The following is a 24056-nucleotide window of genomic DNA, read 5'->3' as shown; positions in this document are numbered from 1 at the left end:
AGGGCCGCTACAATGGGATTCCCCCTCGCCCCCACCCTGGAGCCCCCATGATCGCTCTGCATTCCGACCCCCGCCCCAACGCCCTGCCCCTAACCCGCCGCGCAACCCTGCTCGGCTACGTGTCCGAATCCGGCGCCCCCGATACCCCCTCCCCCAGAGAGGTCGCCCGGCGCTGGCGTGCGGCCGAGGCGGTGGTGTTGCCGGGGTTGCTCAAAGATGGGGTCGCCGCTCACGCCGCCGACATTCAGGCCGCTTTTGAACTGATGCGGGCGGTGCTGGCGAGCGACGAGCCCGAAACCCTCTTCGACCGCGGCGAAATCCAGGCCCGCCTCCTCCCCCGCTTCGAAACCCTGGCCGCCTACCGCGACGCCGCCGACTGCCAGGAGATCGTCAAGGTCGAGTTCGACGCCATGGAGGGGGATCAAATCATTGGGGAAAACCTGTGGTGCAAGCTGTCGTGGCTCTCCCTGCTGGAGCACGAGCAATCGCTGCGTTTTCGTTTCTCGTTCGGGATGGAGGGGTTCGAGGATGTGGCGGCCGATTGGCAGCGCCAGCAGCTCGCTGCCGATCTGTGCGAGGCCATCTTTCCCGAGTCGGCGGCGGTGTCGCAGCACGAGGGGCTGGGCGCCTTAATGGCGGGGGCGCTGGGGGTGGAGCGGGTCGCCTACGTGGAGCGCATCGTCTACTTCAACGCCCCCGACGGCGGGGCGCAGTTCCATCAGGATGTGGAGCGGGGGCACGCCGGGGTCGTCTACGCCCAGATGTCGGGCGCCACCTTCTGGCTGACCATGCCCAAAACCGTGTTGATCGAGCAGATCGGCGATTTTTTGGGGCAGCCCGGCAACGAGGCGGCGATGTTGGCCTCGATGGGGGCGGCGGGGGTGGAGACCTTCCGGCGGCGCTGGAGCGATCCCGTCGGCTTCAAAAGCTGGTTCGAGGAGGAGGATCACGCGGTGCTCGATAAGCTCCTCAACCGCACCCCCGAGTTCATCCGCATGTTGGTCGAGCGGGGCTTCGCTTCGATCCTGCATCCCGGCGACGTGCTGCTGTTGCCCCAGGCGAGCATCGAGCACTGCAACTGGCACACCGTGTTTTGTTTGGGGGATGTCGCCGGGGAGGCGCTGTCGTTTGCGGTGCGGGGGGTGGAGGGGTAATCCCCTTCCTTCACCTCCCCCCATACCCGCTCGACATTCGCACACCGTGCCGCCGCGCCACCCAACCTCGCGCCGGGGCGCGGGAAGAGTCACCCACCGATGAGAACGGTGGGATTCTTGATAAAGATGTCCTCTTGATCGGGACCCTTGAGGTCGACGAGGGAGGCTTCGGGAACTTCGGCGTCCGACGGCCCGACGCAAATCAGCATATCGGCCGTCTCGGAGGCGGAGGGTTCAGCGACGTTCTGGGGTAGTTCCACCGAGCCGCCAGTCGTTGGCCCCCCCGGCGAGGGGATGAGTTGCGGGGTCGGCGTCGGGTGGAAATCGGTCTGGCGTTTTGCGGGGGGCATAACAACTCCTTGGTTTGCTGTGCAAATGGATACCCGAAGACGACCGTTGGAATCGGATGGGCTCCGTGGTTCCGCAGCGGCAAGCGGATGCACGGCGAAGCAAAATCGGTAGACTCCCCAGCCCTTTGCAACCGATCAGGTGGACCGACATGAGCGACATTGAGCAATTCGAGATTCTTGAGACCTTCCCCAATCCCAACATGGATCGGGATTACCTTATCCACATCGAAAACCCCGAATTCACCTGCCTGTGCCCCAAAACCGGGCAGCCCGACTACGCCGTCTTCACCCTCGATTACGTGCCGGGGCTGGCCTGTGTCGAGCTTAAATCGCTCAAGCTTTATTTCTTCAGCTACCGCAATGAGGGGGCGTTCCATGAGGCGGTGACCAATCGGATCGCCGATCACCTCATCGAGCTGCTCGATCCGCGCTGGCTGCGCTTGGTGGGGGATTTCTACGTGCGCGGCGGGATTCAGACCATCGTGCAGGTCGAGCACAAGCAGGACGGCTGGGCCCCCACCGAACTGCGGCTACCAGGGACCGATCTGCGCCATTTGGAGCCGCCCCACCATCGCTGAGGTGGGGCAGGTGGATGCGCTGCGCTGATCCACCTACCGCTGCCCCCCTGCTGCGCCCCCCTTTACCCCTGCCCCAACGCCCCCAGCTTTTTGTGGATGACGATGTGCTTGTCGGCCACGGTGATGATGCCGCGACGGCCGAAGTCTGAGAACACGCGGGAGACCATCTCGCGGCTGGTGTTGGCCAGCTCCGAGATCTCTTGCTGGGTCAGGCGGGGAACGATGATGTCGCCCCCCTTGGTGTAGCGACCGTCTTGTTCGGCCAACTCCACCAAAGTGTGGGCGATACGACCGGCGGCATCGAGGAAGGCGAGGTTTTCGACCTTGGAATCGGTGGCCCGCAGCCGCGCCACCAGCGATTCGATCAGGTGGAGCATGATGCCGGGATGAGTGCCAAGGAATTCCCGGAATTGATCCTTCTGAATCGCGAAAAACTCACTCTCTTCGCAGGTGGTGATGCTGGCCGAACGGGGGCGGTTGTCGAACAGGGTCATCTCGCCGAAAAACTCCCCCTCCCCCAGGTAGGTCAGCACGATCTCCCGCCCTTCGGAGTCGCTCAGGGCGACCTTCACCTTGCCCGAGAGGATGCAGTACAGGGTATCCCCCGCCTCCCCCTCGACAATCAGGGTGGTTTTATCCCCCACCCGCACCGGCTGAGCGGACCGGGAAAGCTCCTGGAGCTCATCCTCGGTCAAGGCGCGGAACAGATCGATGTGGGATAGCGACTGCATGATGAGATTACGCATGACTTCAATTCCTCCCCGTGCACAGGTCGGCCGATGCCGACTCAAAATGAATTAATTGTTCGTTGGTTTACGCAGGTATGAACTCGTGCTCCCGGTGGATCAAACTTCCCTGCCCCCACCGTTCGACCTGCCCCCGCAAATGCCCGACCTCTTGAGCCAGTAGCTCAGGGCGCAATCCGCTTTCACCCTGATGTTCGGCAAGGCGTTCAGCCGCCCATCCGTGAAGGAAGGTGCCGCAACAGGCTGCCTCGAAAGAGGCCATCCCTTGTGCTTGCAGGCCACCGATGATCCCGGCGAGGACATCCCCCGTCCCTCCCTGAGCCAGCAAAGGATGGCCGGTGGGGTTGACTGCCAAGCGTCCGTCGGGGGCGGCGATTAAGGTCGACGGCCCTTTAAGGACCACCACCGCCCGGTGTTTCTCGGCCAGGACACGAGCCGCCGCCACTCGGTTTTCAAGCACCTGCTCCGCACTCATGGCCAGCAATCGAGCCGCCTCCCCGGTGTGGGGGGTGAGGATCGAGGGGTTCAGGGGCAGATCGCAGGCCCGCAGGCCGGGATCATGGGCCAAAATATTTAAGGCGTCGGCGTCAAAGACGGTTGGCAAACCACACCAGGGGCCATCCCCCATCACCACCGCAAACCAGTAAGCCAGCCCTTCATCGCCCCATCCGGGACCGATCACCAAGGAGGCAACCTTGCCCCGAGGCCAGCCGGGCGCCTCGGGATTGCCCGAGGCCACCATCAAACCGGGATAACCCATACGGGCCTCTTTGGCCAGGCTGGAATGAACCGACAACGTCACCAGCGCCGCCCCCGAAGCGACCGCCCCCAACCCCGCCATGGTGGCAGCGCCCAGGTAGGGGATCGAGCCCCCCATCACCACCGTATGTCCCCCCTGCCCCTTGTGTTGATCCATCGTACGGCGAGGCAACCACTGGGCGATCTGCGCCTGGGTCAACAACTGGGCGCTGGCATCTTGTTCCAACACCACAATTCCGATGTCGGCCACCACCAACCGACCCCGATGCCACCGACCGGGGGTGAGGTAGTGGCCCATTTTGGGGACGGCAAAGGTCACCGTGGTGTGAGCCTGGATCGCCGCCCCTAGGATGGCGCCACTGCTTGCGTCGACCCCGGAGGGGATGTCGATGGCGATGACCGGGGTACCGCTGCCGTTGACCGCATCAACCACCCGCGCCACCGGCCCCTCGACGGGACGGCTCAATCCGGTACCGAACAGTCCATCGACGATCACCGAGGCCCAAATCAGGTCGGCCAACAAGCCTGGACCCCCGCCGATGCGGGTACAATCGAGATTTGGGGTCGCCCGTTGCAACAGTCCGTGCTGCTCGGCGGTCGCTCCTGTGAGTGCTTCGGGTGAGGGGAGCAGGCGAACCCGAACCGACCAACCCAGTCCCAATAACCGTCGTGCCACCGCCAAACCGTCGCCGCCGTTGTTGCCGGGGCCGACCAGCACCAGGGCGTGCCGGGGCCGCTCGGCACAACATCGAACCACCTCGCGCACCACTGCATTGGCCGCCAACTCCATCAGTGCATGTTCAGAAATTCCGACTTCGTCGATGGCGCGCCGGTCGGCGCCTTGCATGGCGGTGCTGTTTACCAGGATCATTCGGGGCCTTTCGGGGGCGACCGCCAACCATTCACCACGTGGCCAATCGCCCCACGGATGTTCCAACGTTCGGGGGTATCCCACCTACGGGCAGGAGACTCCCCTTAATGCCACTCGTCACACCAGGGATGTTCCCCTTGAATTCTGTATCGCTCAAGCGCTACGTCGCCTTGATCGCCCTGTTTTGGGTTATCCCCTGGGTCGCCAGCGCCGCCCCCCGCATCGTCGTCACCATGCCGTGGATGGCGCAGTGGGTCGAAACCCTGGCTGATCGTCAGGTTGAGGTCGACATTCTGATGCCCGAGGGGAGCGATCCCCACGCCTTCGCCCTGCGCCCCTCCCAGGCCCGTTTGTTGGCGAGGGCCGATTTGGTCGTCTTCGTCGGCGACGGCAGCGAGGCGGGGATCGAATCGTGGTTGCGCCAGGCACCCCACTTGGCCCTGTTTGCCGAATCAGAGCCTGAAGAGGGTCACCACAACAAGGAAGAAGGGCACCTTCATCTGCATTCCTGGATGGACCCAGACGAAATGCGGCTGGCAGCCCAGCGGATGACGGTACGGTTGGGCGAAATCCTTCCCGGCTCCGATTTCGCTCCCGCCCTGAAGTGGTGGTTGGCCAACCTCGACGCCTTCGAAGATACCCTGCATCTGCAAGCATCCCATCACCCCGACCTGTATGTCGTCAGCAGCCACGGCGCCGCCCTACCGCTGCTCGAACATATCGGCATCGCCAACGGCGGCTGGCTCGCCCCCCCCGGCGGCGCCCCCTCCCCCCGCACCTTGACCCGGCTGGTTGCCGCGATGAAACGGCATGGCGATCCGGTCGTCCTGGCCGAGCCCCCCCATAACGCTGCCCTGGCTCGGCGGGTGGCGAATGAGGCGGGGGCACGGGTGGTGATTTGGGAAACCCTGGGGCGTCGGGACGGGGGTTGGTTGGGAATGATGGGGGGCAATCTCGACCGCCTTTTTGGAACCGTCCATGAATGAGCCCATTCTGCGCATCGACGACCTGTCGGTTCACCTGGGGGGGCAGACGATCCTTGAAGGGGTCGACCTGGCCCTGAGCCGGGGAGAATTCCTCGGCATCGTCGGCCCCAACGGCGGCGGCAAAACCACCCTGATTCGGGCCATCGCCGGGTTGATTCCCATCACCTCCGGGGCGATCTCGATTGAGGGGCACAACGTCACCCGCCGCCGCCCCCCCAAGGTGCAACGGCGCATCGGCTATGTTCCCCAGCGGCTGAGCATCGATCCGACCTTTCCGGCGCGGGCCATCGACGTGGTGGCGATGGGGCTGCGGGCGATGCATCCGCTACGCCCTTGGCTATCGCCCCAAGAAAAGGAGCGCGCCGCCACCTGCCTGGATCGGGTCGAGATGGCCCCCTTCGCCTACACCCCCTTCGGCGCTCTATCGGGAGGGCAGCAACAGCGGGTAATGATCGCCCGCGCCCTGGTGAATCAACCGGCGTTGCTGCTGCTCGACGAGCCAGAGACCGGCATGGATTTAAGCGGCCAGGAACGTTTTTACCGCCTGACCGCAAGTTTGGCCCACGAAGGGGTCGGGATCGTCATGGTGGGGCACGACATCGGGGTGATTAGCGCCCGAGTCGATCAAATCGCTTGCCTGCGCCGCCGCATCCACTACCACGGCCATCGCGGCAGCCCCATCCCCGAGGCGGTGATGCGTGATCTTTACGGCGACCATATTCAGATCATCGCCCACGACGACCGTTGCATCGGCTGCACCCATAGTCACGGAGCGGCACCATGATTGCCCTCTTCCAAACCTACCCCTTTTTGCTCGATGCGGTGATTGCAGGTCTGGTGGTTGCTCTGGTGACTGGCGCCTTTTCGGTCATCGTGCTGCTGCAACGACTGGCCTTCATGGGGGTGGGTATCGGCCACGCCGCCTTCGGGGGGGTCGCTATCGGTTGGGTGGCGGGGATCTCCCCCCTGGGCAGTGCCATGTTGTTTGCCATGGGGGTGGCCACCGCCATTCATTGGGCCGCCACCCGGGGGCGGCTGCCCGACGATTCGGTGATTGGCATCTTTTTCTCGGCCGCTATGGCCTTTGGGGTTCTCCTCGTCGGCCTCTACCCCGCTCCAACCCCCGATTTGATGGGCTTCCTATTCGGCGATCTGCTGGCGGTAACCCACGCCGATTTGGAACTACTGGTTCCTGCGGGGGTGGGGCTGCTGATTCTGGCGGGGGTGCTGTTCGAGTCGTGGACGATCATGAGTTTTCATGAGGATTTGGCCAGAACCGCCGGGCTGGCGACCGGGCGGCTCAAACTTCTGGCGCTGCTGGGTTTGGCGATGGCCACGGTGCTGGCGATCAAAATGGTGGGGGTGGTGCTCGCCTCGGCGCTGTTGATCGCCCCAGCCGCCACGGCCCGGCGCTGGTCGCACCGCCCCTTTGTGCTGCTACTAAGCTCTCTGGGGGTGGCGGTAACCGGCACTTTGGGGGGAATCGCCCTGGCCTGGCGCTTTGATTGGCCGGTGGGGGCCACCATCGTTCTGGTGCTGACCACCCTTTTCTTGGCCTCCCTGGCCTTCAAGGGTTCGGCCATCGCGGCGCGATGAAGATCGTCACCCCATTTTCTCTTGACGATCGGTCAAAAAAGTCAATTCTCTACCGCTTTTTTGCGGGCGCCGAGGGGGCTTTTTTCCCTGCCTGTTTGCGATTCCTGTGCGGGGCTTTCCAATCGGACGGTCCTCGTTTAGATCTACGCTGTCGATAAGGCCTTTAAACCCATGTCGAACGTCGTTTTTTCAACCTGGAACGGTCAGCTTATCGACCACCGGACCACCCCCGATCAAGCGCCCGATGCCAAGAGCGCCGGACTCCCTGTCAAATTCGGCCCCGACCAATCCCCCGACGCGATCCTCGGATGGGGTGGGATTGTCCTCTACAACCCCGAGGTCGACGTGGTGGATGCCGCCATCCATTACCTGGAGGGGGTTCAAGCCCACTCCTGCGGCCAGTGCTTGCCCTGCCCGGTCGGCACCCGGGTCATGCTCGACATCTTCAACGACATCGCCGCCGGCAACGGCCAGCCCGACGATTTGACCCGTCTGGAGCGGCTATGCCACCGGGTCAACACCGGCAGCATGTGCTCCTTCGGGCAAAAAGCCCCTTTGCCGATTCAACACCTGCTCGTCCACTTTCAGGGCGATCTGGAGCGGGCCATCGCCCAGGGATCCAATCGCGATGGCGCCCTGAACAGTCACTCGACCCAGATGGCCCCCTGCACCGCTGAATGCCCCGCCCACACCGATATCGCCTTGTACATCGAGCGCATCAAACACGGCAATTTTCAAGGTTCGCTTGAGCTGATCCGCGAAACCGACTGCCTGCCCGGCACATTGGGCCGAGCCTGCTACGCCCCCTGCGAATCGTCATGCCGCCGCGAAAACGTCGACCGGGCCATCAACATCCGGCTACTGAAACGGTTTGTTTTCGATAATGAACTGCGCTTTGGGCTGCAACACCGGGTCACGATGCAACCGGCCCCCGACGTCGCTGCCCTGCCCCCGGTGGCGGTGATCGGCGCCGGTCCTGCGGGGCTTGCCTGCGCCTTCAACCTGGCCGAGCGGGGGGTTAAGGTCACGGTATTCGAGGCGCTGCCGAAGGGGGGGGGAATGGTCAAAGTCGGGATTCCCGACTACCGGGTCCCCTCCGATGTGTTGCAATACGAGATCGACGAGGTCGAGCGCATCGGGGTCAAGATCGAATACAACCAGCGTCTGGGGCGCGATTTCACCCTGAGCGACCTCAAGGCGCGCGGCTTTGGGGCGGTAGCGGTGGCGATTGGCGCCCATCTTTCGAAAAAGATGGGGCTTGAAGGGGAGGACGACGGCATCCCCGGTTACACCACAGCGGTCGATTATCTGCGCGACGTCAACCTTCAGGTCCCCCTCGAAATGGGCAAGCGGGTCATGGTGGTGGGGGCCGGTAACGTGGCGATGGACTGCGTGCGCTCCGCCCGCCGTAACGGCGCCGAGGTCCTGTTGATCTACCGCCGCGGCAGAAAAGACATGCCAGCCCACGAGCATGAGGTCCACGACGCCGAGGACGAGGGGGTGCAATTTCATTTCTACACCCACCCAATCAAAATCCTCACCCACCCCGATGGGAGGCTGCGGGGGCTGGAAATGGTCAAAATGGAGCTGCTTGACGACGGCACCGGGCGCAAACGTCCCACTCCGGTCGAGGGCTCCAACTTTGAAATGGAGGCCAATTCGGTCATCGGCGCCATTGGCCAGGATCCCGACATGACCTGGATCCGGGAAGAAGACCATTTGGTGCTGAATAAATGGGATAACATCGAAGTCGACCGCTTCACTCGCCAATCGCCCCACAATCCGTTCGTTTTTTGCATTGGCGATGCCCAAACAGGCCCTGAAAACCTAATTTTGGCCATAGGCAACGGCAATCGATCGGCCGTTTATATTGAACAGTTCATCAGGGAAGGGCGCTGTACGGTCGCGGAATACGACCGTTTAGAAAAAGTCATCCGCGAACTCAAGCCCTACGATAAGCAGGAGCAGGTTCCCCTGCCGGGTGGGTTGGAGCGTTTCAACAGCACCTGGGTGCCCGCCGATCAGCGAGTCGTCGATTTCCGCGAATGCGAGGTCGGCCTATCTCAAGAAGAGGCACTTGCCGAGGCCAACCGCTGCATGCGTTGCATGCAGGCAATCACCGTCGTGACGCGCCAGCCCTGACGCTCACGCCCCCCAACCCCTGTTTGGAGTGCGAACGACCATGATGGACGAAAAAACACTTGAACATTTCCGCAGCAAATTAACCGCCTGGAAACAGGACCTTCTGCGCGAGGCACGCCGTTCCCTGAACGAGCTGGAGCAGGACACCGACTACTACCCCGACATCGCCGATCGGGCAACCTTCGAATCCGAAATGGACTTCGAGCTGCGTCTGCGAGATCGGGAGCGCAAGTTGATCAACAAGATCGACAAGGCTCTGGAGCGCATCGACAACGGCAGCTACGGCATGTGCGACGCTTGCGGCGACGAAATTGCCGAGGCCCGCTTAGAGATGCGGCCTGTCACCACCTACTGCATCGAATGCAAAACCAGACAGGAACAAGAAGAAAAACTACGTGGCGAATAGGACTGTCCATGGGCGCCGGCTTTAAATCTTGGGGTGGATGGTTACTGGGGGGGCTCATCACCCTCACGACCCTTGTGTTGTGGGCCGTCGAACCGGCCAACCTGGAAGATCTCGAACGCCAATTGCTCGACAAACGCTTTGAATTGCGTGGGCAGCTCCCCGCCGACGACCGGGTGGTCATCGTGGCGGTCGACAACCAATCGGTCGAAGAGCTGGGACGCTGGCCCTGGTCACGCAACACCATGGCGGCGCTGCTGACCGCCATCAAACACAACGGTGCCAGGGCGGTTGGCTTCGATATCACCTTCTCTGAAGATGAGGCCAATCCCCTCGACATCCTCAACCGGGACGGTCCCAAAACCCTGCCCCCGGAGACCCTGGCCCAAGTCGACCGCTTGCTCTCACCCTTCGCCTCAGAACTCGACCCCGATGAGCGTTTTGCCAGTGTCTTGGCCGACAAAGTCCTGGGCGACGGGGTGGTGCTCGGCTATTTCTTCTATGCCTTAGAAAAGCAGGCCCCCGACTTCGATGAAGCGACGCTGAAGAAACAACTCGATCTCATTGTCGATTCGGCCTATTCGGTAGCACGCCTTAAGGGCAACCCCGAAGAGCTGCTTGGCTACAAAGGATATGCGGTCGAGGCCAACATCCCGGTCCTCTCCGAGTCCGCCTCCTCGGCCGGATATTTCAACTTCTTCCCCGACAACGTCGACGGCAAGGTACGCGAGGTGCCCCTGGTCATCCGCTACCGGCAGCAGTGTTTCCCCAATCTGGCGCTGCAAACGGTGCGGGAGTACCTCGACTGGCCCTCGCTTGAGGTCAGCGTCGATAAAGCCGGGGTACGCTCGGTACGACTGGGCCCCACGGTTTTGCCAGTCGATCCCCTCGGAAGGTTGCTGATCAACTACCGCGGCAAGGGCAAAACCTTTCGCCACATCTCTGCCCGCGACGTCCTCGCAGGTGATCTGCCCGCCGACACCTTTCAAAACAAAATTGTCCTGATCGGGATCACCGCCGACGCAGTCTACGATATGCGCAGCACCCCCCTGGATCCGGTATTTCCAGGGGTGGAGGTCCACGCCAACGTCATCGACAACATTCTCGGCAAGGATTTCTTCCAGCGGCCCGACATGGTGGAAAATGGGGAATGGGTGTTGCTTCTTGCCCTTGGGTTAGGGTTGACCGTGCTCTTCGCCCGCATACCCCCCATGGCGCAAGGGGCGGTCACAGTGCTGTTGGTTGGGGTGCTGCTGAGTGGCGGGCAATGGCTGTTCAACAGCCACGGCTGGTGGTTCAAAGAGGTCTATCCGCTGTTCCTGGTGGTCTTCCTCGGGGCCAGTTTGATCCTCTTCCGCTACATCCTCGATTCCCAAGAAAAACGGTTCATCCGCTCCACGTTCGAGCGGTACCTCTCCCCCTCCGTCATCAAAGAGATCGTCGCCCGCCCCGGTCTACTTGAGCTCGGCGGCGAGGAGCGGGTGATGACCGCCTTTTTCTCAGATATTCAGAGTTTTTCAACATTCTCGGAGACGATGAGCCCCAAGGAGCTGGTCGCCTTCCTCAACGAATACCTGACCGGGATGACCAACATCATTCTAGAGGAGGGAGGGACGGTCGATAAATTCGAGGGGGACGCCATCATCGCCTTCTTTGGCGCCCCGTTGCCGATGCAGGACCATGCGGTCCGCTGCTGCCGAGCAGCACTGAAAATGCAGCGATATTTACGTGAACAAGAACCAACTTGGCGCGAGCGGGGGTTACCTCCGACCTATACCCGCATGGGGATCAACACCGGCACCATGGTGGTGGGCAATATGGGCTCGCAGCACCGCATGGACTACACCATGATGGGAGACAACGTAAACCTCGCCTCCCGTCTGGAGGGTGTGAACAAGGCCTACGGAACTCGCCTGCTCATCAGTCACTACACCTTTCAAGAGATCAAAGGACAGTTCATCGTTCGGGAGCTTGACTCGGTTCGGGTGGTTGGCAAAAACGAACCGGTCATCCTCTTCGAGGTTGTTGCCGAAAAAGGCGAGGTGCTCCCGCCGGAAACCATGCAGGCGCTCGACCTCTACAGCCGAGGCCTAAGTGCCTACCGCAAACAGCGGTGGAACGACGCCCTTGATGCCTTCCGCAAAGCGCTGTCGATCACCGGCGACGACCCACCCTCTCGCATCATGCTGGAGCGGCTACGCCAGTTTCAAAATCATCCGCCCCCCCCCGATTGGGATGGGGTGCATAATCTGACTCAAAAATAGGTTCCAGATCCTGTCAGTTTTGGGGTATCGACGCAGATGCCCAAAGAAACCACGAGGGGACAACCCGTTACTTGCATCACATCAGGGTTGACGAAATTTAGGTGCCCCCCCATAACTGGGGGGCAAGACTCAAATACTGGGTCTTCTACGGGGTTTGGAGGGGGATTTCATGCATCGAATGCCAAAACAGCGGTCGTTTCGCTGGTCACGCTGGGCGCTATTGTGCGCCGCCATGGTTGGATGTCCTGCCTTAGCTGCGGCAGAACCGGCCGATCAAATGTTGCTAGACCGCGACATGGAGCTGGCCATCGATGCCTACCAATTTTTCGAGTACGACGAGGCGTCCAGCCTGTTTCAGTCCATTTTGGACCGGGACGCAACCACCGCCAAAGCCCATCTGTATTTAGGGGTTATCCAGGCTCAGAAAAGGCAATTCGATTTGGCCATACCTCATCTGGCATTTGCACATGAGCAAATGCCCAACAATGAGATGGCCGCTTTTTGGTACGCTACCGCCTTGCAAGCCACGGGGCAGATCCCCCAAGCCAACATGGTCCTGCAGCAATTTCTGGCCTCTTTCCCCGAAAACGGTGAGGTTCGCTTTCGACTGGCCCTGGGTCTGGTTCTCGAAAACCGCTACGAGGAGGCTGCCACCCATCTCGAAGGGTTGGCCGACCACGAAACGGGGGCGATGTACGACTCAGCCGTGCGGCAACTGATTCCTGTTTTGATCAAGCTGCGTGATCTCGACAAGGCTCGGGCTCGTCTGGCTGAGTGGCGCAGCCGTGGCGCCAAGGAGGAGGAGGTCGCCAGCTACGATTTGGCCTTAAAAGAAGCAGATCAGGTCGCTACCTTTGTGGTGTCAATCGCCCCTTTTTACCAAGACAACCCTACTCTTGAATCGAGCAACTCCGCTTTGGCTCAGGCCAAACAGCCCGATTGGGGCTTGGACGCCGGTATCGGCATGCGCACTGCGTCCTTCAATCTGTTCTCCATCTGGCAAACCCAACTCAGTTACAACTTTGCTGCCACCCAGTACCAAAAGGTGACCGGCTACAATATGCAGACCCACGCCCTGGTCTGGAGCAACAAACTGCTCGATTCCCAGGAAATGTGGACGACCGACATCGTTTACACTCGAACCAATTTAGCTAGCGCCCATTTTCTCGATACTGCAGGCATTCAGATCGGCAAAGAGTTACGCGGCGAGGACGGTACCGGCCATCGCTGGAACCTCAATGCCTTTCAAGAGATGTACACAACAGCCAATACCCTGGATGCCACGCGGATCGGAAGCGAAATGGCCTGGACCACTGGGGCGGGAAGGGCGCTGTTGGGCTACAACCTAGGCCTTCGTTACTACCACACCTCTGCCGATTATGAGCAGCATGGATACGTTTCTGCTGGCATTAATTACAACCGCAGTACTGGACCGATTCAATGGACGGCATTGTTCGACCTGCAATACATCCCCTACCTCAAGAACGATCCCAGCTACGGTATCAAGCGTCGGGATACCGTCGAGGAGGCCGTGGTCAGCATCGATTGGTCCTTGAGTACAGCTCAAACCCTGGGGGTGCGCTACGAGGGATCTTTCCATCAATCCAATATCGATTTGCGTGCTTACAAGTCGCAGCGCTATCTCCTGACCTGGAATGGACTATGGTGATGACCTTCACACCCGAAAATGGCCGTTTCTGTAATGGTGTGCCCTTTACAATCATGGCGCCCGAACCTGTTCTCCCATCCCCGGGAGCAAGGGTTTCGGAGGATGACGGAGGCGCATCATGTTGACCGCACAATCGCCCTATTCCCACATGCACCGCTGGTGGTCGACCCTGGCTGTGTTGCTCCTGTTGGGGATCGCCTCCTCTGCATATGCCGCCCCTTCAGGGAAATCCTCCATTGTCGGAACCGTCTCCTACAGCATGGGGGGGGTATGGGTTGCCCATGGGCAGAACGACGATTGGGTTTCGGTGCAAAAAGGAGACGATGTCCGGGAGGGTGATCGCTTTAAGACCGGAATTCGCTCCCGCCTCAAGCTCGACATGAAGGACGGATCGGTCATCCGGGTCGCGCAACGTTCCCAGTTGTCGGTTAAGAACTACCTGCTCGACGCCCAACGTCGGGTTCAGCGTAGTACCATTTCAATGCTATGGGGCAAAGCCCGATTTGCAGTGGCCAAATTGATCGGCGATGCCTCCTATGAGTTCGAAACGCCCACCGCCGTGGCCGGCGTGCGGGGAACCGACGGATTCATCATCATCGAGGAGGATGCCGAATCGGCACGGCTTCACGATGCCGAACTCATTCGTTTGGCCAGCAACGAATATGCTTCAGTGCTTACCGATGCCCCCTTCCAAATCGCCGATCTTGGTGGTGGTGGCGCCCCCCAGGTGCGGACCTACATTGGTCTAGATCATGGGCGGATGATTATTCGCAACCGTAACCCCAACATCCTTGGCAGTGTGACCATTGGCGCCCGCCAATTTACTCAGATCGGCCATCAACTTCCCCCTACTCCACCCACCAACTTTACCCCCTCATTTATCCAACAAAAGCTTGGGGAGGAGATGGGCAACGGGGAGCGCAACGGGGAGGACGGCAACGGCGGCGGGTCCGGTCCCGACAATGGAGGTCCTAGCCCAGATAACGGTGGTCCTGGCCCAGATAACGGTGGTCCGGGTGCCAATCCTCCCAGCGGGAGCGATCAAAATCCTCCGCCCCAGCTCAACGAACTGCCCCCTCCGCCCAACGCGGGGGTCGACAGCGGTGGGACTGTCTTGATCCAAGGGCCTCGGGCTGCCCCGCCACCTCCTGGCTCGGGGGAAAGCGGTAACAACGCCCCCCCCCCACCTCCGGTTGTCCTGGTGACGCCGCCACCGAAACCCACGACGGCACCGCCGCCTCCGCAGCCCAGCACCTATGTGCCGCCGCCGACGGTAATCCAGCAAACGACTCACCCGCCGGCCCACCTCCAGGTCAACCCGACCTATCGTTGACCCATCTCAAAAGCCTCTCCCCCACCAGGGAGAGGCTTTTGACATTGGGCCTCCAGGGTTAAGCTTCCCCCCTAATGTACTTTTCATCCTCGCCCCCGGAGTCCCGGACGTGATCTGGATCGTCCTGCTGACATTTTTATGCTACGGCTATGTCGCCCTGAGCTTTGCCCTGTCCGGGTATCGCGGGCAAATGCCCCCTGCCCGTCCCATGACCACAGTCATGTTGGTCGGCTTCATCCTGCATTCGATCTGGCTGTGGGGCACCATCATTTCGCCCGGCCCGGCCCTCAACCTCAATCTACCCGAGTCGATCAATCTATTCTCTTGGTTGCTTGCCGGGATCTACTTGTCGGGGATCGGATTCCGTAGCCTGTACCCCGTGGGGGTCTTGATTACCCCCGCCCTGTTTTGTGCACTGCTTCTGGTGCCTTGGCTTAGCCCCATCCACCCCGTGATCGAAAGCATCAGCGATCCTGTCCTGATAGCACATTTGCTGCTTTCCCTCGTCGGCTACGGTGCCCTGACCGTTGCTGCAGGTACCGCCATTTTGTACGGCCTCCAGGATCGGGCGCTGCATCAAAAGACATTCTCCGGACTTCCAATCGCCCTTCCCCCGCTGACGGTCCTTGAAGAGCTACTGTTTCATGCGGTCACCGTTTCATGGTTTCTCTCTTTGGGCAGCATCCTGTCTGGCATGGCCTTCGCCTACCAAAGTCAGGGGCTCTTGCTGATATTCAACCACAAAGCGGTTTTCGCTTTGTTGACCTTCCTAACCCTCTCGGGGCTGATTCTTGGTCGTTGGCGGTCGGGATGGCGAGGGCGCAAAGCAGCGGGCTGGCTCCTGACCGCTTACATTTTCCTAGCGGTTGCATATTTCGGCGTCAAGGTGGTTACCCAAGTCCTCTTGGGACGATGACCCTCCAACTCACAGACTCCTTTCTTCCTTTTTTTAGTTTTTTAAAGGTCTTCTGGTGAACTCCCCTCTTCTGCGTTCGATCATGTGTGTCATGGTCTTTTCGTTTTTCCCAGAAACGCTGCTCGCATCCCAAAATCAGGCCAACCTCGGGTTGACTGACACCTTCTGGGCCGGGCTTGCTTTGACCCTCTTCATCGCCGCCTACCTGGTGGTAGTGGCCGAAGAGTTCACCCACCTACGCAAATCCAAACCGGTGATCCTTGCCGCAGGGGCCATCTGGGTCATCGTCGCCCTCCTTTCCCAGGAGTACGGTCGTCCCATCGAGGATTTGCATGCCGCCCTCGATTACAACCTGGTGGAATACGCAGAGCTGTTTCTCTTCCTACTGGTCGCGATGACCTACATCAATGCGATGACCGAGCGCAATGTCTTCGAGGCGCTACGTTCCTGGTTGATTCGCCAGGGATACAGCTACCGCAAGCTATTCTGGATCACCAGCATCATCGCCTTTTTTCTCTCCCCCATCGCCGACAACCTCACCACCGCCCTGCTGATGGGGGCTGTGGTTCTGGCCGTCGGAGGCGACAACCCCCGTTTTGTCAGCCTGAGCTTCATCAACATCGTTGTCGCCGCCAATGCAGGCGGTGCTTTCAGCCCTTTTGGCGACATCACCACGTTGATGGTTTGGCAGGCAGGTAAAGCCGATTTCTTCACCTTTTTTATGTTGTTCGTCCCCGCCGTAGTCAATTTCTTGGTTCCGGCCGTGCTTATGCATTTCGCCATCCCCGATGCCGTCCCCACCAGCAACGACAGTACCGCTCTGGTCCCCATGCGGCGCGGCGCCAAGCGTATTTGCACCCTGTTCCTGATCACCATTGCCACGGCTGTCGGGTTTAAACAGTTCCTACATCTACCCCCCTTCATGGGGATGATGACGGGATTGTCGTTCCTGCTTTTCTTCAGTTACTACCTGAAGAAAACCGGGGAAACCCACATCGATGGCGCCTCGTTCAACATCTTCAACAAAATCGAACGCGCCGAGTGGGACACGCTGTTTTTCTTCTTTGGAGTGGTTTTTTGCGTCGGCGGACTGGGGTACATCGGCTATTTGGAGCTGACCTCCCACCTGATGTATGACCAACTTGGCCCCAGTACCGCCAATATCCTGGCCGGATTGCTCTCCTCCATCGTTGACAACATCCCGGTGATGTTCGCCATTCTGAGCATGAATCCCGACATGGACACATTTCAGTGGATGTTGGTGACCATGACTGCCGGGGTGGGGGGGTCGCTGCTTTCCATTGGTTCAGCGGCCGGTGTCGCCCTGATGGGACAGTCGCGGGGGGCCTACACCTTCTTCAATCACCTGAAATGGTCCCCCGCTATAGCTCTGGGATATGCAGCCAGCGTTGGGGCGCATTTCTTAATCAACGGCTGACAATCCCGTGGTGACAATAAAAAACCCCGATGCGAGCACGCCGCATCGGGGTTTTTTATTGTGGGTGGACGGCTCAGACCAGCCTGAACCACGGCGCCCAAGGAGATCCGCTACCGTTGCTTCCTTCCGGACCTGGCGGGGTTTACGGGCCTTGCCGCGTGGGGACCAGTCCTTGCCGTCCATATGGGGCGCTCCGCGTTCGGCGCCCGAGAAACATGAGATGGCGGAGAGAGAGGGATTCGAACCCTCGGTACCCGGTTAGAGTACACAGCATTTCCAGTGCTGCACCTTCGGCCGCTCGGTCATCTCTCCCGACCCAATCCCGGCGCTTCTGCCCGGGAAACTGCATGTTGTGGTTCGAAGGTGGCGGAGAGGGCGGGATTCGAACCCGCGTGGGAGCTTTCGGCCCCCCGACCGATTTCGAGTCGGTGCCGTTATGGCCACTTCGGTACCTCTCCGCATCCGGTTTCCCGGAAATACTTCAGCCTTCCGATGGACCCTGAATAGGCCGTCGCGCTTGAAAAAAGCGCCTCATCAATTGGCGGGCGGGATCTTCCACGATCCCTGCTGTGATTTCAAGTTTACCTGCAGCCAACTCGGGATGAAGTTGCCACCGGGACAGGGCCCCGAACTTGGGTTCGCGGACCCCGTAGACAATCGCGTCAATCCGCGACTCAACTGCAGCCCCTACACACATCAGACAGGGCTCGACCGTAATCCACAGGGTTGCCCCACTGAGACGATGATTTTCAAGGCGCCGACAAGCCTGACGAATGGCCTGGATTTCGGCGTGGGTGGTAGGATCATTGCGTGTGCGGGTGGCGTTGGAGGCAAGCCCCAGAAGGTCGCCATGGCGGGTGACGGCGGCGGCGATGGGGACCTCGCCCAGATCGAACGCCCGTAACGCCTCGTTCCACAGCAGGGTTTCAACCCAGCGCCGCTCCCGGTCTTGGGGCCAGTCCTCGGGCACCTCAGCGCTCCTCGAACACCCCCATCGCCTCGAAGCGGGCCATCCGGCGTTCGGAAAGCTCCTGACCCGCAAAACGGGCAAGCCCCTTGAGTTCGCGTAGCAGCGTCCCCTTCAGGGTTGAGGCCATGGTGTCGGGGTCGCGGTGGGCCCCCCCTGCGGGCTCGGGGATCACACCGTCGATGACTTTGAGTTTGAGCAAATCCTCGGCGGTCATCTTGAGCGCTTGAGCCGCTTCAGGGGCTCGGCTGCCATCCTTGTACAAGATCGAGGCGCACCCCTCGGGGGAAATCACGCTGTAGGTGGCGTTTTGCAACATCAGCACCCGGTCGCCCATCGCGATGGCCAGCGCGCCGCCGCTGCCCCCCTCACCGATCACCACTGTAATCATGGGGGTGGTCAACCCCGCCATGAGCTTGAGGGAGGCGGCAATCGCCTCGCTCTGCCCACGTTCCTCGGCGCTGATACCGGGATAGGCGCCGGGGGTATCGACGAAGGTAACGATGGGGATGCCGAATTTATCGGCCAGTCGCATCAACCGTTGCGCTTTGCGGTACCCTTCGGGCATCGGCATGCCGAAATTGCGTTTGATTTTCTCTTTGGTGTCCCGCCCCTTTTGGTGGCCGATCACCATCACCGCCTTGCCGTCGAGACGGGCAAGCCCCCCCACGATGGCGGCATCGTCGGAAAAGGCCCGGTCGCCGTGTAATTCGGTGAAGCCGTCGAAGATCCGCTCAATGTAGTCCAGGGTGTAGGGGCGGTCGGCATGGCGCGCCAACTGGCTGATCTGCCACGGTGTCAGGTTGCGGAAGATCTCCTCGGTCAGCTCCTCCTTCTTGCGGGTGAGCTTGAGGATCTCCTCACTCAAATTGACCTTGGAGGCATCCCCCACCCGGCGGAGTTCCTCGATCTTGGACTCCAATTCGGCAATCGGTTTTTCGAATTCAAGGACGTTACGCATCAAAGTCCTACCTGTATCGGTTCGAGGCCAACATGGCCTTCTTTCCCAAAAAACCCGGTTTAATTTCAGACCGGTTTAGTGCAGCCGACCCCATGTCGGGGCTCCCTCCGAATCCCACGCAATCTTCAGCCCATGCTGGGCAAGAGCGTACACCAACTCGTCGTCGGGCCGAACCAGAAAACGGGGTAAACGCCACCGCCCCCGCCCCACCCCATCGAGCTCCACCTCAAGCACTACAGGCAAAATACCTGGACTTTCCTCCAAGGTTTGTTCCACCCGGCGCCAGGCAATTGCACCCTCCCCATCCCAAGAAAGAACCAGCGCCCGGAAGACTCCGGAGCGAATGTCGGCAATCGCCTCGACGTGGTCGGCGTTGAACGACCCCCGGCCATCGCGGTAACGACCGATTATCCGCATCGGTTTGAGTCCCCACTTCTCCAACGGCCCTTTGAAGTTCTGATAAACCTTGGGGTAAATCGTCACCTCGATTGAACCGGTCTGATCGATCAGCTGGAGCAACCCCATCCGCTCCCCTTCGCGGGTTCGTTTTTCTTGGCGTCCCACCGGAATGCCGATGATCGCTACACTTTCATTGGAATCGCCCAAGGCGGGCAACTCCTCGATGGGTTTTCCCCCCCACTGGGGCAATTCCTTGGTGTAGGGATCCAGCGGATGCCCCGAAAGAAAGGCGCCGATGGCGGCCCCCTCGCGCAGCAATAGCTCGTCGTAGGGGTACTCAACCATCACCGGCACCTTGGTTTGCACCGCCTCGACCGTGCCGCCGAAGAGTCCCCCTTGCCCCAAGCGGCTGTCGCGCCCGTGCCGGTTACCCTCCTCAAGCGCCGCATCGATCCCGGCCATCATTCCGGCCCGGGTTGGGTGCAGATTGTCCAGTGCCCCCGAGAGAATCAACGATTCCAAGACCTTGCGGTTCATTCCCTCGGTTGAAGTCGCCTTGCACAATCCGAAAATGGTATTGAAACCCTGCTCGGGACGATGGCGCACTACCGCCTCCATCATCTCGACCCCAAGCCCTTTGATCCCTCCGAGCCCAAAACGGACCGATTCCCCTTCTCGGGTAAAGCGGGCCTGAGACAGGTTCACTTCGGGGGGAAGCACATTGATGCGCATCGCCCGGCATTCCTCGATGTGCTTGGCGATCTTGTCGGTTTTATCGATGTCGGCATTCATCTGGGCCACCATGAAGGCGACCGGATGGTGGGCCTTGAGGTAGGCGGTTTGGTAAGCGACCAGGGCGTAAGCGGCCGAATGGGACTTGTTGAAGCCGTATTCGGCGAATTTCTCCATCAGGTCGAACAGGCCCCCCGCCGTCCCCTCATCGAGCCCCCGTTCCACCGCCCGTGAGGTGAACAGATCGCGCTGCTGGGCCATCTCCTCTTTGATTTTTTTTCCCATCGCCCGACGCAGCAGATCGGCCTCCCCCAGTGAGTAACCGGCGACGATCTGGGCTACCTGCATCACCTGCTCCTGGTAGACCATCACCCCGTAGGTCTCTTTCAGGATCGATTCTAGGCTAGCAACCGGATAGACAACCGATTCCAAGCCGTGCTTGCGGTTGACGAACTGATCGACCATGCCCGAATTGAGCGGGCCGGGGCGGTAGAGGGCGACCAGGGCAATGATGTCTTCGAAGCAGTCGGGTTTGAGTTTGGTGAGAAGGTTTTTCATCCCCCCCGACTCAAGCTGAAACACCCCGGTGGTCCGCCCCTCTTGCAAAAGCCGGTAGGTCTCGGGGTCATCCAGCGGCAGGGTCGCCATGTCGAGGGGGGCCAGGTTTTGTTCGCAACGCAACCGATTTTCTAGCTTCACCGCCTGATGGATCACCGTCAGGTTGCGCAGCCCGAGAAAGTCAAACTTCACCAACCCCACCGCCTCGGCTTGTTTCATATCGAGCTGGATGAGGGTCCCCTCCTCCCCTTCGAGTTTCATCAAAGGGGCGAAGTGGTGGAGGGGATGGCTGGCGATGACCACCCCGGCGGCGTGTTTGGAGATGTTGCGCGACAACCCTTCGACCCGCAGAGCCAGGGTAATCAGCCGGTCAACCCGTTCGTCGGCTTGACGTTGGTGACGTAACTCCTCTTCGCTTTCGAGCGCTTTTTCAAGGGTCATGCCGATTTCGAAGGGGATCATCTTGCTGATTCGGTCGAGCTCGCCAAATCCCATCCCCAGCACCCGCCCCACATCCTTAACCACCCCACGGGCCAACATGGTGCCGATGGCGGCGATTTGTCCAACGTTGGCGTGACCGTACTTCTCGGCCACGTACTCGATCACCGCGTCGCGCCCGTCGACGCAAAAGTCGATGTCGAAGTCGGGCATCGAGATGCGCTCGGGATTGAGAAAGCGTTCGAACAGCAAACCGTAGGGAAGAGGATCGATGTCGGTGATGCTGATGCAATAGGCAACCAGCGATCCGGCGCCGGAGCCACGGCCTGGACCGACCGGAATATCGCGCCGTTTGGCCTCCTTGATAAAGTCGGCCACGATCAGGAAGTAGCCTGGGAATCCCATCTGAATGATGGTCCCTAGCTCGAATTCGAGCCGGGCTTCGTATTCAGCACGAAGGATGATCGGATCGACCGGCCTGCGCAGTTGCAAGACCAGAGGCCAGCGCTCATCCAGCCCCTCAAAGGCTTGGCGACGCAGCTCCTCATCGATGGAGACCCCCCCCTGAGTTGGGAAGTCAGGCAGGTGGTACTTGCCCATTTCGATGGTGACGGTGCAGCGTCGGGCGATCCGGCCGGCGTTGGCAATAGCCTCGGGCAGGTCGTCGAACAATGCGACCATATCCGCCATCGGTTTGAGCCACTGCTCGGCGGTGACCTCGCTGCGCCGTTGCTCATAATCAAGCGCCTGTTTATCGCGGATGCATTCGAGGATTTGCTGGCTCTCGTAGTCCTCGGGGCTGATGAAATAGACGTTGTTGGTGGCCACCAGGGGCAATTCGAGCTCCTGGGCCAGGGCCACCAAACCCTGAACCCGTTGTCCCTCGAAACGGCGGCCATCGCGCACCAGCTCGACGTACAGATTGCCGGGGGTTACCACCGCCGCCAGACGACGCAGCACCTCGGTTGCCCTCTCTTGCTCGCCCAACTCCAGCCAGCGGTCGACCGGACCACGCGCCCCCCCGGTCAACACGATGACCTCCTCCATGCCTCGCAACCATTCCACATGCATGGTCGGAGTCGAGGAGGCAGGTTCGATGTAACAGCGAGAGATCAGATCAAGCAGATGGCGGTACCCCTTCATCCCCGCCGCCAAAATGACGATGGGGGCGGGATCGGGAATACCGGGTCCCACCAGCAGTAGCTCCCCACCCAAAATCGGCTTGACCCCCTTTTTTACCGCCTCTTTGTAGAAGTTGACCATGCCGAACAAACCGAGCCGGTCGGTCATCGCCAGCGCCGGAATCGTTCGCTCCACTGCCGCCTTCACCAGCGCAGGAATGCGTGGGGTCGCCGACAGCAGGCTGTATTCGGAATGCAGATGAAGATGGGCAAACGGGGTCTGGGGCATGGAGGCTCGCGGGGTGTCGGATTCGATGCCGAATTCTAGGACACCCCGACCGGGAAGTCAGGAAACGCGAGGCACAAAAAAACCCCGCCTGTTTCCGGGCGGGGTTTTGAGACTGCTCAGTCGTCGCTTACAGCATGGTGTAGGTCAGAACCAGGCTTTGCGAATTGGCCACCGCATTCACCGTCACCGAGCCACTGATGGTCACCGTCAGGACATCGCCGGTTGCCAGGGTGGCTGCAGTCCCGGGGTTGACCACCGCAATGCCGGTGGCAATCGGGGTCAGGCTGTAGGTGACCGTTGCGGTATTCGCCGTCATGGTCGCCAAAGCGTTGTTGTTTGCGACCGACACGGCGGTCTTCAACATGGCCTCGGCTGCGGTTTGAGTCACCGGAATTGCACTCCCAGCAGCAGGAGCGGAGGGCACCGCCGTCAAAGTGCCGACGGGGGTTGCCCCATTGAGCACAGCAGCGATGGTGAAGGTGCTCGCTGCAGCCGCGCTATTGGTTGCCGGGATGGTGGGGGCTCCAGCCAGATTGGTCACCACTGGGGGGGTCGGACCGGCTACGCCGGTGGTTCCACCTGCCTGGGTGACAGCCACGTTGGACAGGGTGCCGCCCCAGGTTTGGGTCACGGTCACACCGGTGGTGCCAACCGATCCGTATTCCCAACCCTCGATCTCACTGTGGGTCCCGCCATAGGAGCCCTCATGATGATGGCCCTCGTTGGCCTCATTGCCCTCGTTCTCGTTCTCTTCGTCGTGGGATCCACTGCTGCTGCCCGATCCCGTGTCGAAGTCGTCGATGTCGGCCCGACCATTGCCATCTTGGTCATCGAAGGCGTCGGGGCGGCCATTGTTGTTGCTGTCGGCGCGCGCATCGGGAATGTTGTCGCCATTACGATCTTCAGACTTATCGGGACGACCGTTGCCGTCGCGATCAGCCTCAAGCTCGTCGCAGACGCCATCGTTGTTGTAATCGCCCAATGCGGTGGGAAGCGGGGTCAGAGTGGTACCGGTCGGGGTCAAAAGCGCCACTTGTCCGGTAGCGCCACCGGTGGTTGCCAATCCAGGGGTCGTGGTCGCAACCGGGTTTAAGGTCCCCAGGGGCAGGGTGGTGGTCGTTGCGGGAGCCGCTACTGCGGCGGCGCCGGCAGTACCGCCAATCTGACCCACCAGATTCCCATAGGGATCGTAGAAGCCTAAGGTGTAGGTTTGTCCACCCACCACCTGAACCGAGAATTGACCGTTGGTCACCGCTGCACCGCCACTCACAACGGCAGCGCTGGTTCCGCTGCCGACCGCCGTGGTGGCGACAACAGTGGTCGCTCCAGAAGCGGGATTGGCAGCGCCTGTCGTGGTCGGGGTGGTCACGGCGCCAGCGGCACGGG

19 protein-coding genes, 2 tRNA genes and 1 other RNA gene are annotated in these 24056 nt (G+C 60.7%); 12 read left to right on the top strand and 10 right to left on the bottom strand.

Translation table 11 applies throughout. The features are described 5' to 3' along the window. The first annotated feature begins 47 nt into the window (after nt 1–47). Entirely contained in the window at nt 48–1154 is a 1107-nt protein-coding gene (locus AUJ55_07700) for a hypothetical protein (protein OIO56889.1), read from the top strand. A gap of 89 nt (nt 1155–1243) precedes the next feature. On the opposite strand, the gene AUJ55_07695 is transcribed toward AUJ55_07700, so the two are convergent. Further along, on the bottom strand, nt 1244–1504 hold the full coding sequence (locus AUJ55_07695; GenBank protein OIO56888.1) for a hypothetical protein: 261 nt from the start codon (nt 1502–1504) through the stop codon (nt 1244–1246). A 149-nt stretch (nt 1505–1653) separates the two neighbouring features. On the opposite strand from AUJ55_07695, the gene AUJ55_07690 reads away from it, so the two are divergent. Further along, complete coding sequence (locus AUJ55_07690) at nt 1654–2082, top strand: NADPH-dependent 7-cyano-7-deazaguanine reductase QueF (GenBank protein ID OIO56887.1); 429 nt, start codon at nt 1654–1656, stop codon at nt 2080–2082. Between the two features lie 62 nt (nt 2083–2144). Here the strand turns inward: AUJ55_07690 and AUJ55_07685 are convergent, their stop codons facing one another. Together AUJ55_07685 and AUJ55_07680 are read right to left on the bottom strand one after the other, a co-directional pair. Then, nucleotides 2145–2813: a hypothetical protein gene (locus AUJ55_07685; protein OIO56915.1), complete on the bottom strand. Its 669-nt coding sequence runs from the start codon at nt 2811–2813 to the stop codon at nt 2145–2147. 82 nt (nt 2814–2895) lie between these two features. Beyond that, nucleotides 2896–4458, bottom strand: a complete 1563-nt coding sequence (locus AUJ55_07680) for a hypothetical protein (GenBank protein OIO56886.1) — start codon at nt 4456–4458, stop codon at nt 2896–2898. Nucleotides 4459–4586: 128 nt separating this feature from the next. On the opposite strand from AUJ55_07680, the gene AUJ55_07675 reads away from it, so the two are divergent. From AUJ55_07675 to AUJ55_07630, 10 genes are all read left to right on the top strand, one after another. Next, nucleotides 4587–5444 (top strand): hypothetical protein, encoded by an 858-nt coding sequence (locus AUJ55_07675; protein ID OIO56885.1) that lies wholly within the window; start codon nt 4587–4589, stop codon nt 5442–5444. Then, nucleotides 5437–6228, top strand: a complete 792-nt coding sequence (locus AUJ55_07670) for a hypothetical protein (GenBank protein OIO56884.1) — start codon at nt 5437–5439, stop codon at nt 6226–6228. The genes AUJ55_07675 and AUJ55_07670 overlap by 8 nt, the downstream gene beginning before the upstream one ends. Continuing rightward, nucleotides 6228–7040, top strand: coding sequence for a hypothetical protein (locus AUJ55_07665; GenBank protein OIO56914.1), 813 nt, complete (start codon nt 6228–6230; stop codon nt 7038–7040). Before AUJ55_07670 ends, AUJ55_07665 begins: the two co-directional genes overlap by 1 nt. 171 nt (nt 7041–7211) lie before the next feature. Further along, entirely contained in the window at nt 7212–9182 is a 1971-nt protein-coding gene (locus AUJ55_07660; GenBank protein ID OIO56883.1) for a hypothetical protein, read from the top strand. A 43-nt stretch (nt 9183–9225) separates the two neighbouring features. Further along, entirely contained in the window at nt 9226–9588 is a 363-nt protein-coding gene (locus tag AUJ55_07655) for an RNA polymerase-binding protein DksA (GenBank protein OIO56913.1), read from the top strand. Nucleotides 9589–9596: 8 nt separating this feature from the next. After that, nucleotides 9597–11849 (top strand): hypothetical protein, encoded by a 2253-nt coding sequence (locus AUJ55_07650; GenBank protein ID OIO56882.1) that lies wholly within the window; start codon nt 9597–9599, stop codon nt 11847–11849. A 277-nt stretch (nt 11850–12126) separates the two neighbouring features. After that, nucleotides 12127–13518, top strand: coding sequence for a hypothetical protein (locus AUJ55_07645; GenBank protein ID OIO56881.1), 1392 nt, complete (start codon nt 12127–12129; stop codon nt 13516–13518). A gap of 118 nt (nt 13519–13636) precedes the next feature. Then, complete coding sequence (locus tag AUJ55_07640) at nt 13637–14851, top strand: hypothetical protein (protein OIO56880.1); 1215 nt, start codon at nt 13637–13639, stop codon at nt 14849–14851. A gap of 109 nt (nt 14852–14960) precedes the next feature. Continuing rightward, nucleotides 14961–15767, top strand: a complete 807-nt coding sequence (locus AUJ55_07635; GenBank protein OIO56879.1) for a hypothetical protein — start codon at nt 14961–14963, stop codon at nt 15765–15767. Between the two features lie 70 nt (nt 15768–15837). After that, nucleotides 15838–17205 (top strand): sodium:proton antiporter, encoded by a 1368-nt coding sequence (locus AUJ55_07630; protein ID OIO56912.1) that lies wholly within the window; start codon nt 15838–15840, stop codon nt 17203–17205. Between the two features lie 73 nt (nt 17206–17278). Here AUJ55_07630 and ffs read toward each other — a convergent pair. The 7 genes from ffs to AUJ55_07595 form a co-directional block, all read right to left on the bottom strand. Beyond that, nucleotides 17279–17376: signal recognition particle sRNA small type (gene ffs, locus AUJ55_07625), an RNA gene on the bottom strand. 50 nt (nt 17377–17426) lie between these two features. Further along, nucleotides 17427–17517: transfer RNA gene (locus AUJ55_07620), tRNA-Ser, on the bottom strand. Between the two features lie 52 nt (nt 17518–17569). Beyond that, a tRNA-Ser gene (locus tag AUJ55_07615) sits at nt 17570–17663 on the bottom strand. A 23-nt stretch (nt 17664–17686) separates the two neighbouring features. Beyond that, nucleotides 17687–18175 (bottom strand): hypothetical protein, encoded by a 489-nt coding sequence (locus tag AUJ55_07610; GenBank protein ID OIO56878.1) that lies wholly within the window; start codon nt 18173–18175, stop codon nt 17687–17689. Between the two features lies 1 nt (nt 18176). After that, on the bottom strand, nt 18177–19133 hold the full coding sequence (locus AUJ55_07605) for an acetyl-CoA carboxylase carboxyltransferase subunit alpha (protein OIO56877.1): 957 nt from the start codon (nt 19131–19133) through the stop codon (nt 18177–18179). A 75-nt stretch (nt 19134–19208) separates the two neighbouring features. Continuing rightward, on the bottom strand, nt 19209–22670 hold the full coding sequence (locus AUJ55_07600; GenBank protein OIO56876.1) for a DNA polymerase III subunit alpha: 3462 nt from the start codon (nt 22668–22670) through the stop codon (nt 19209–19211). A gap of 127 nt (nt 22671–22797) precedes the next feature. Then, nucleotides 22798–23922, bottom strand: a complete 1125-nt coding sequence (locus AUJ55_07595) for a hypothetical protein (GenBank protein ID OIO56875.1) — start codon at nt 23920–23922, stop codon at nt 22798–22800. Nucleotides 23923–24056: the final 134 nt, after the last annotated feature.

Source organism: Proteobacteria bacterium CG1_02_64_396, assembly GCA_001872725.1.
In the GTDB taxonomy this organism is placed as follows: Bacteria; Pseudomonadota; MNWR01; order CG1-02-64-396; family CG1-02-64-396; genus CG1-02-64-396.
The sequence above is the reverse complement of the archived record's forward strand: the minus strand, read 5'-3'. Positions and strand labels throughout refer to the sequence as shown.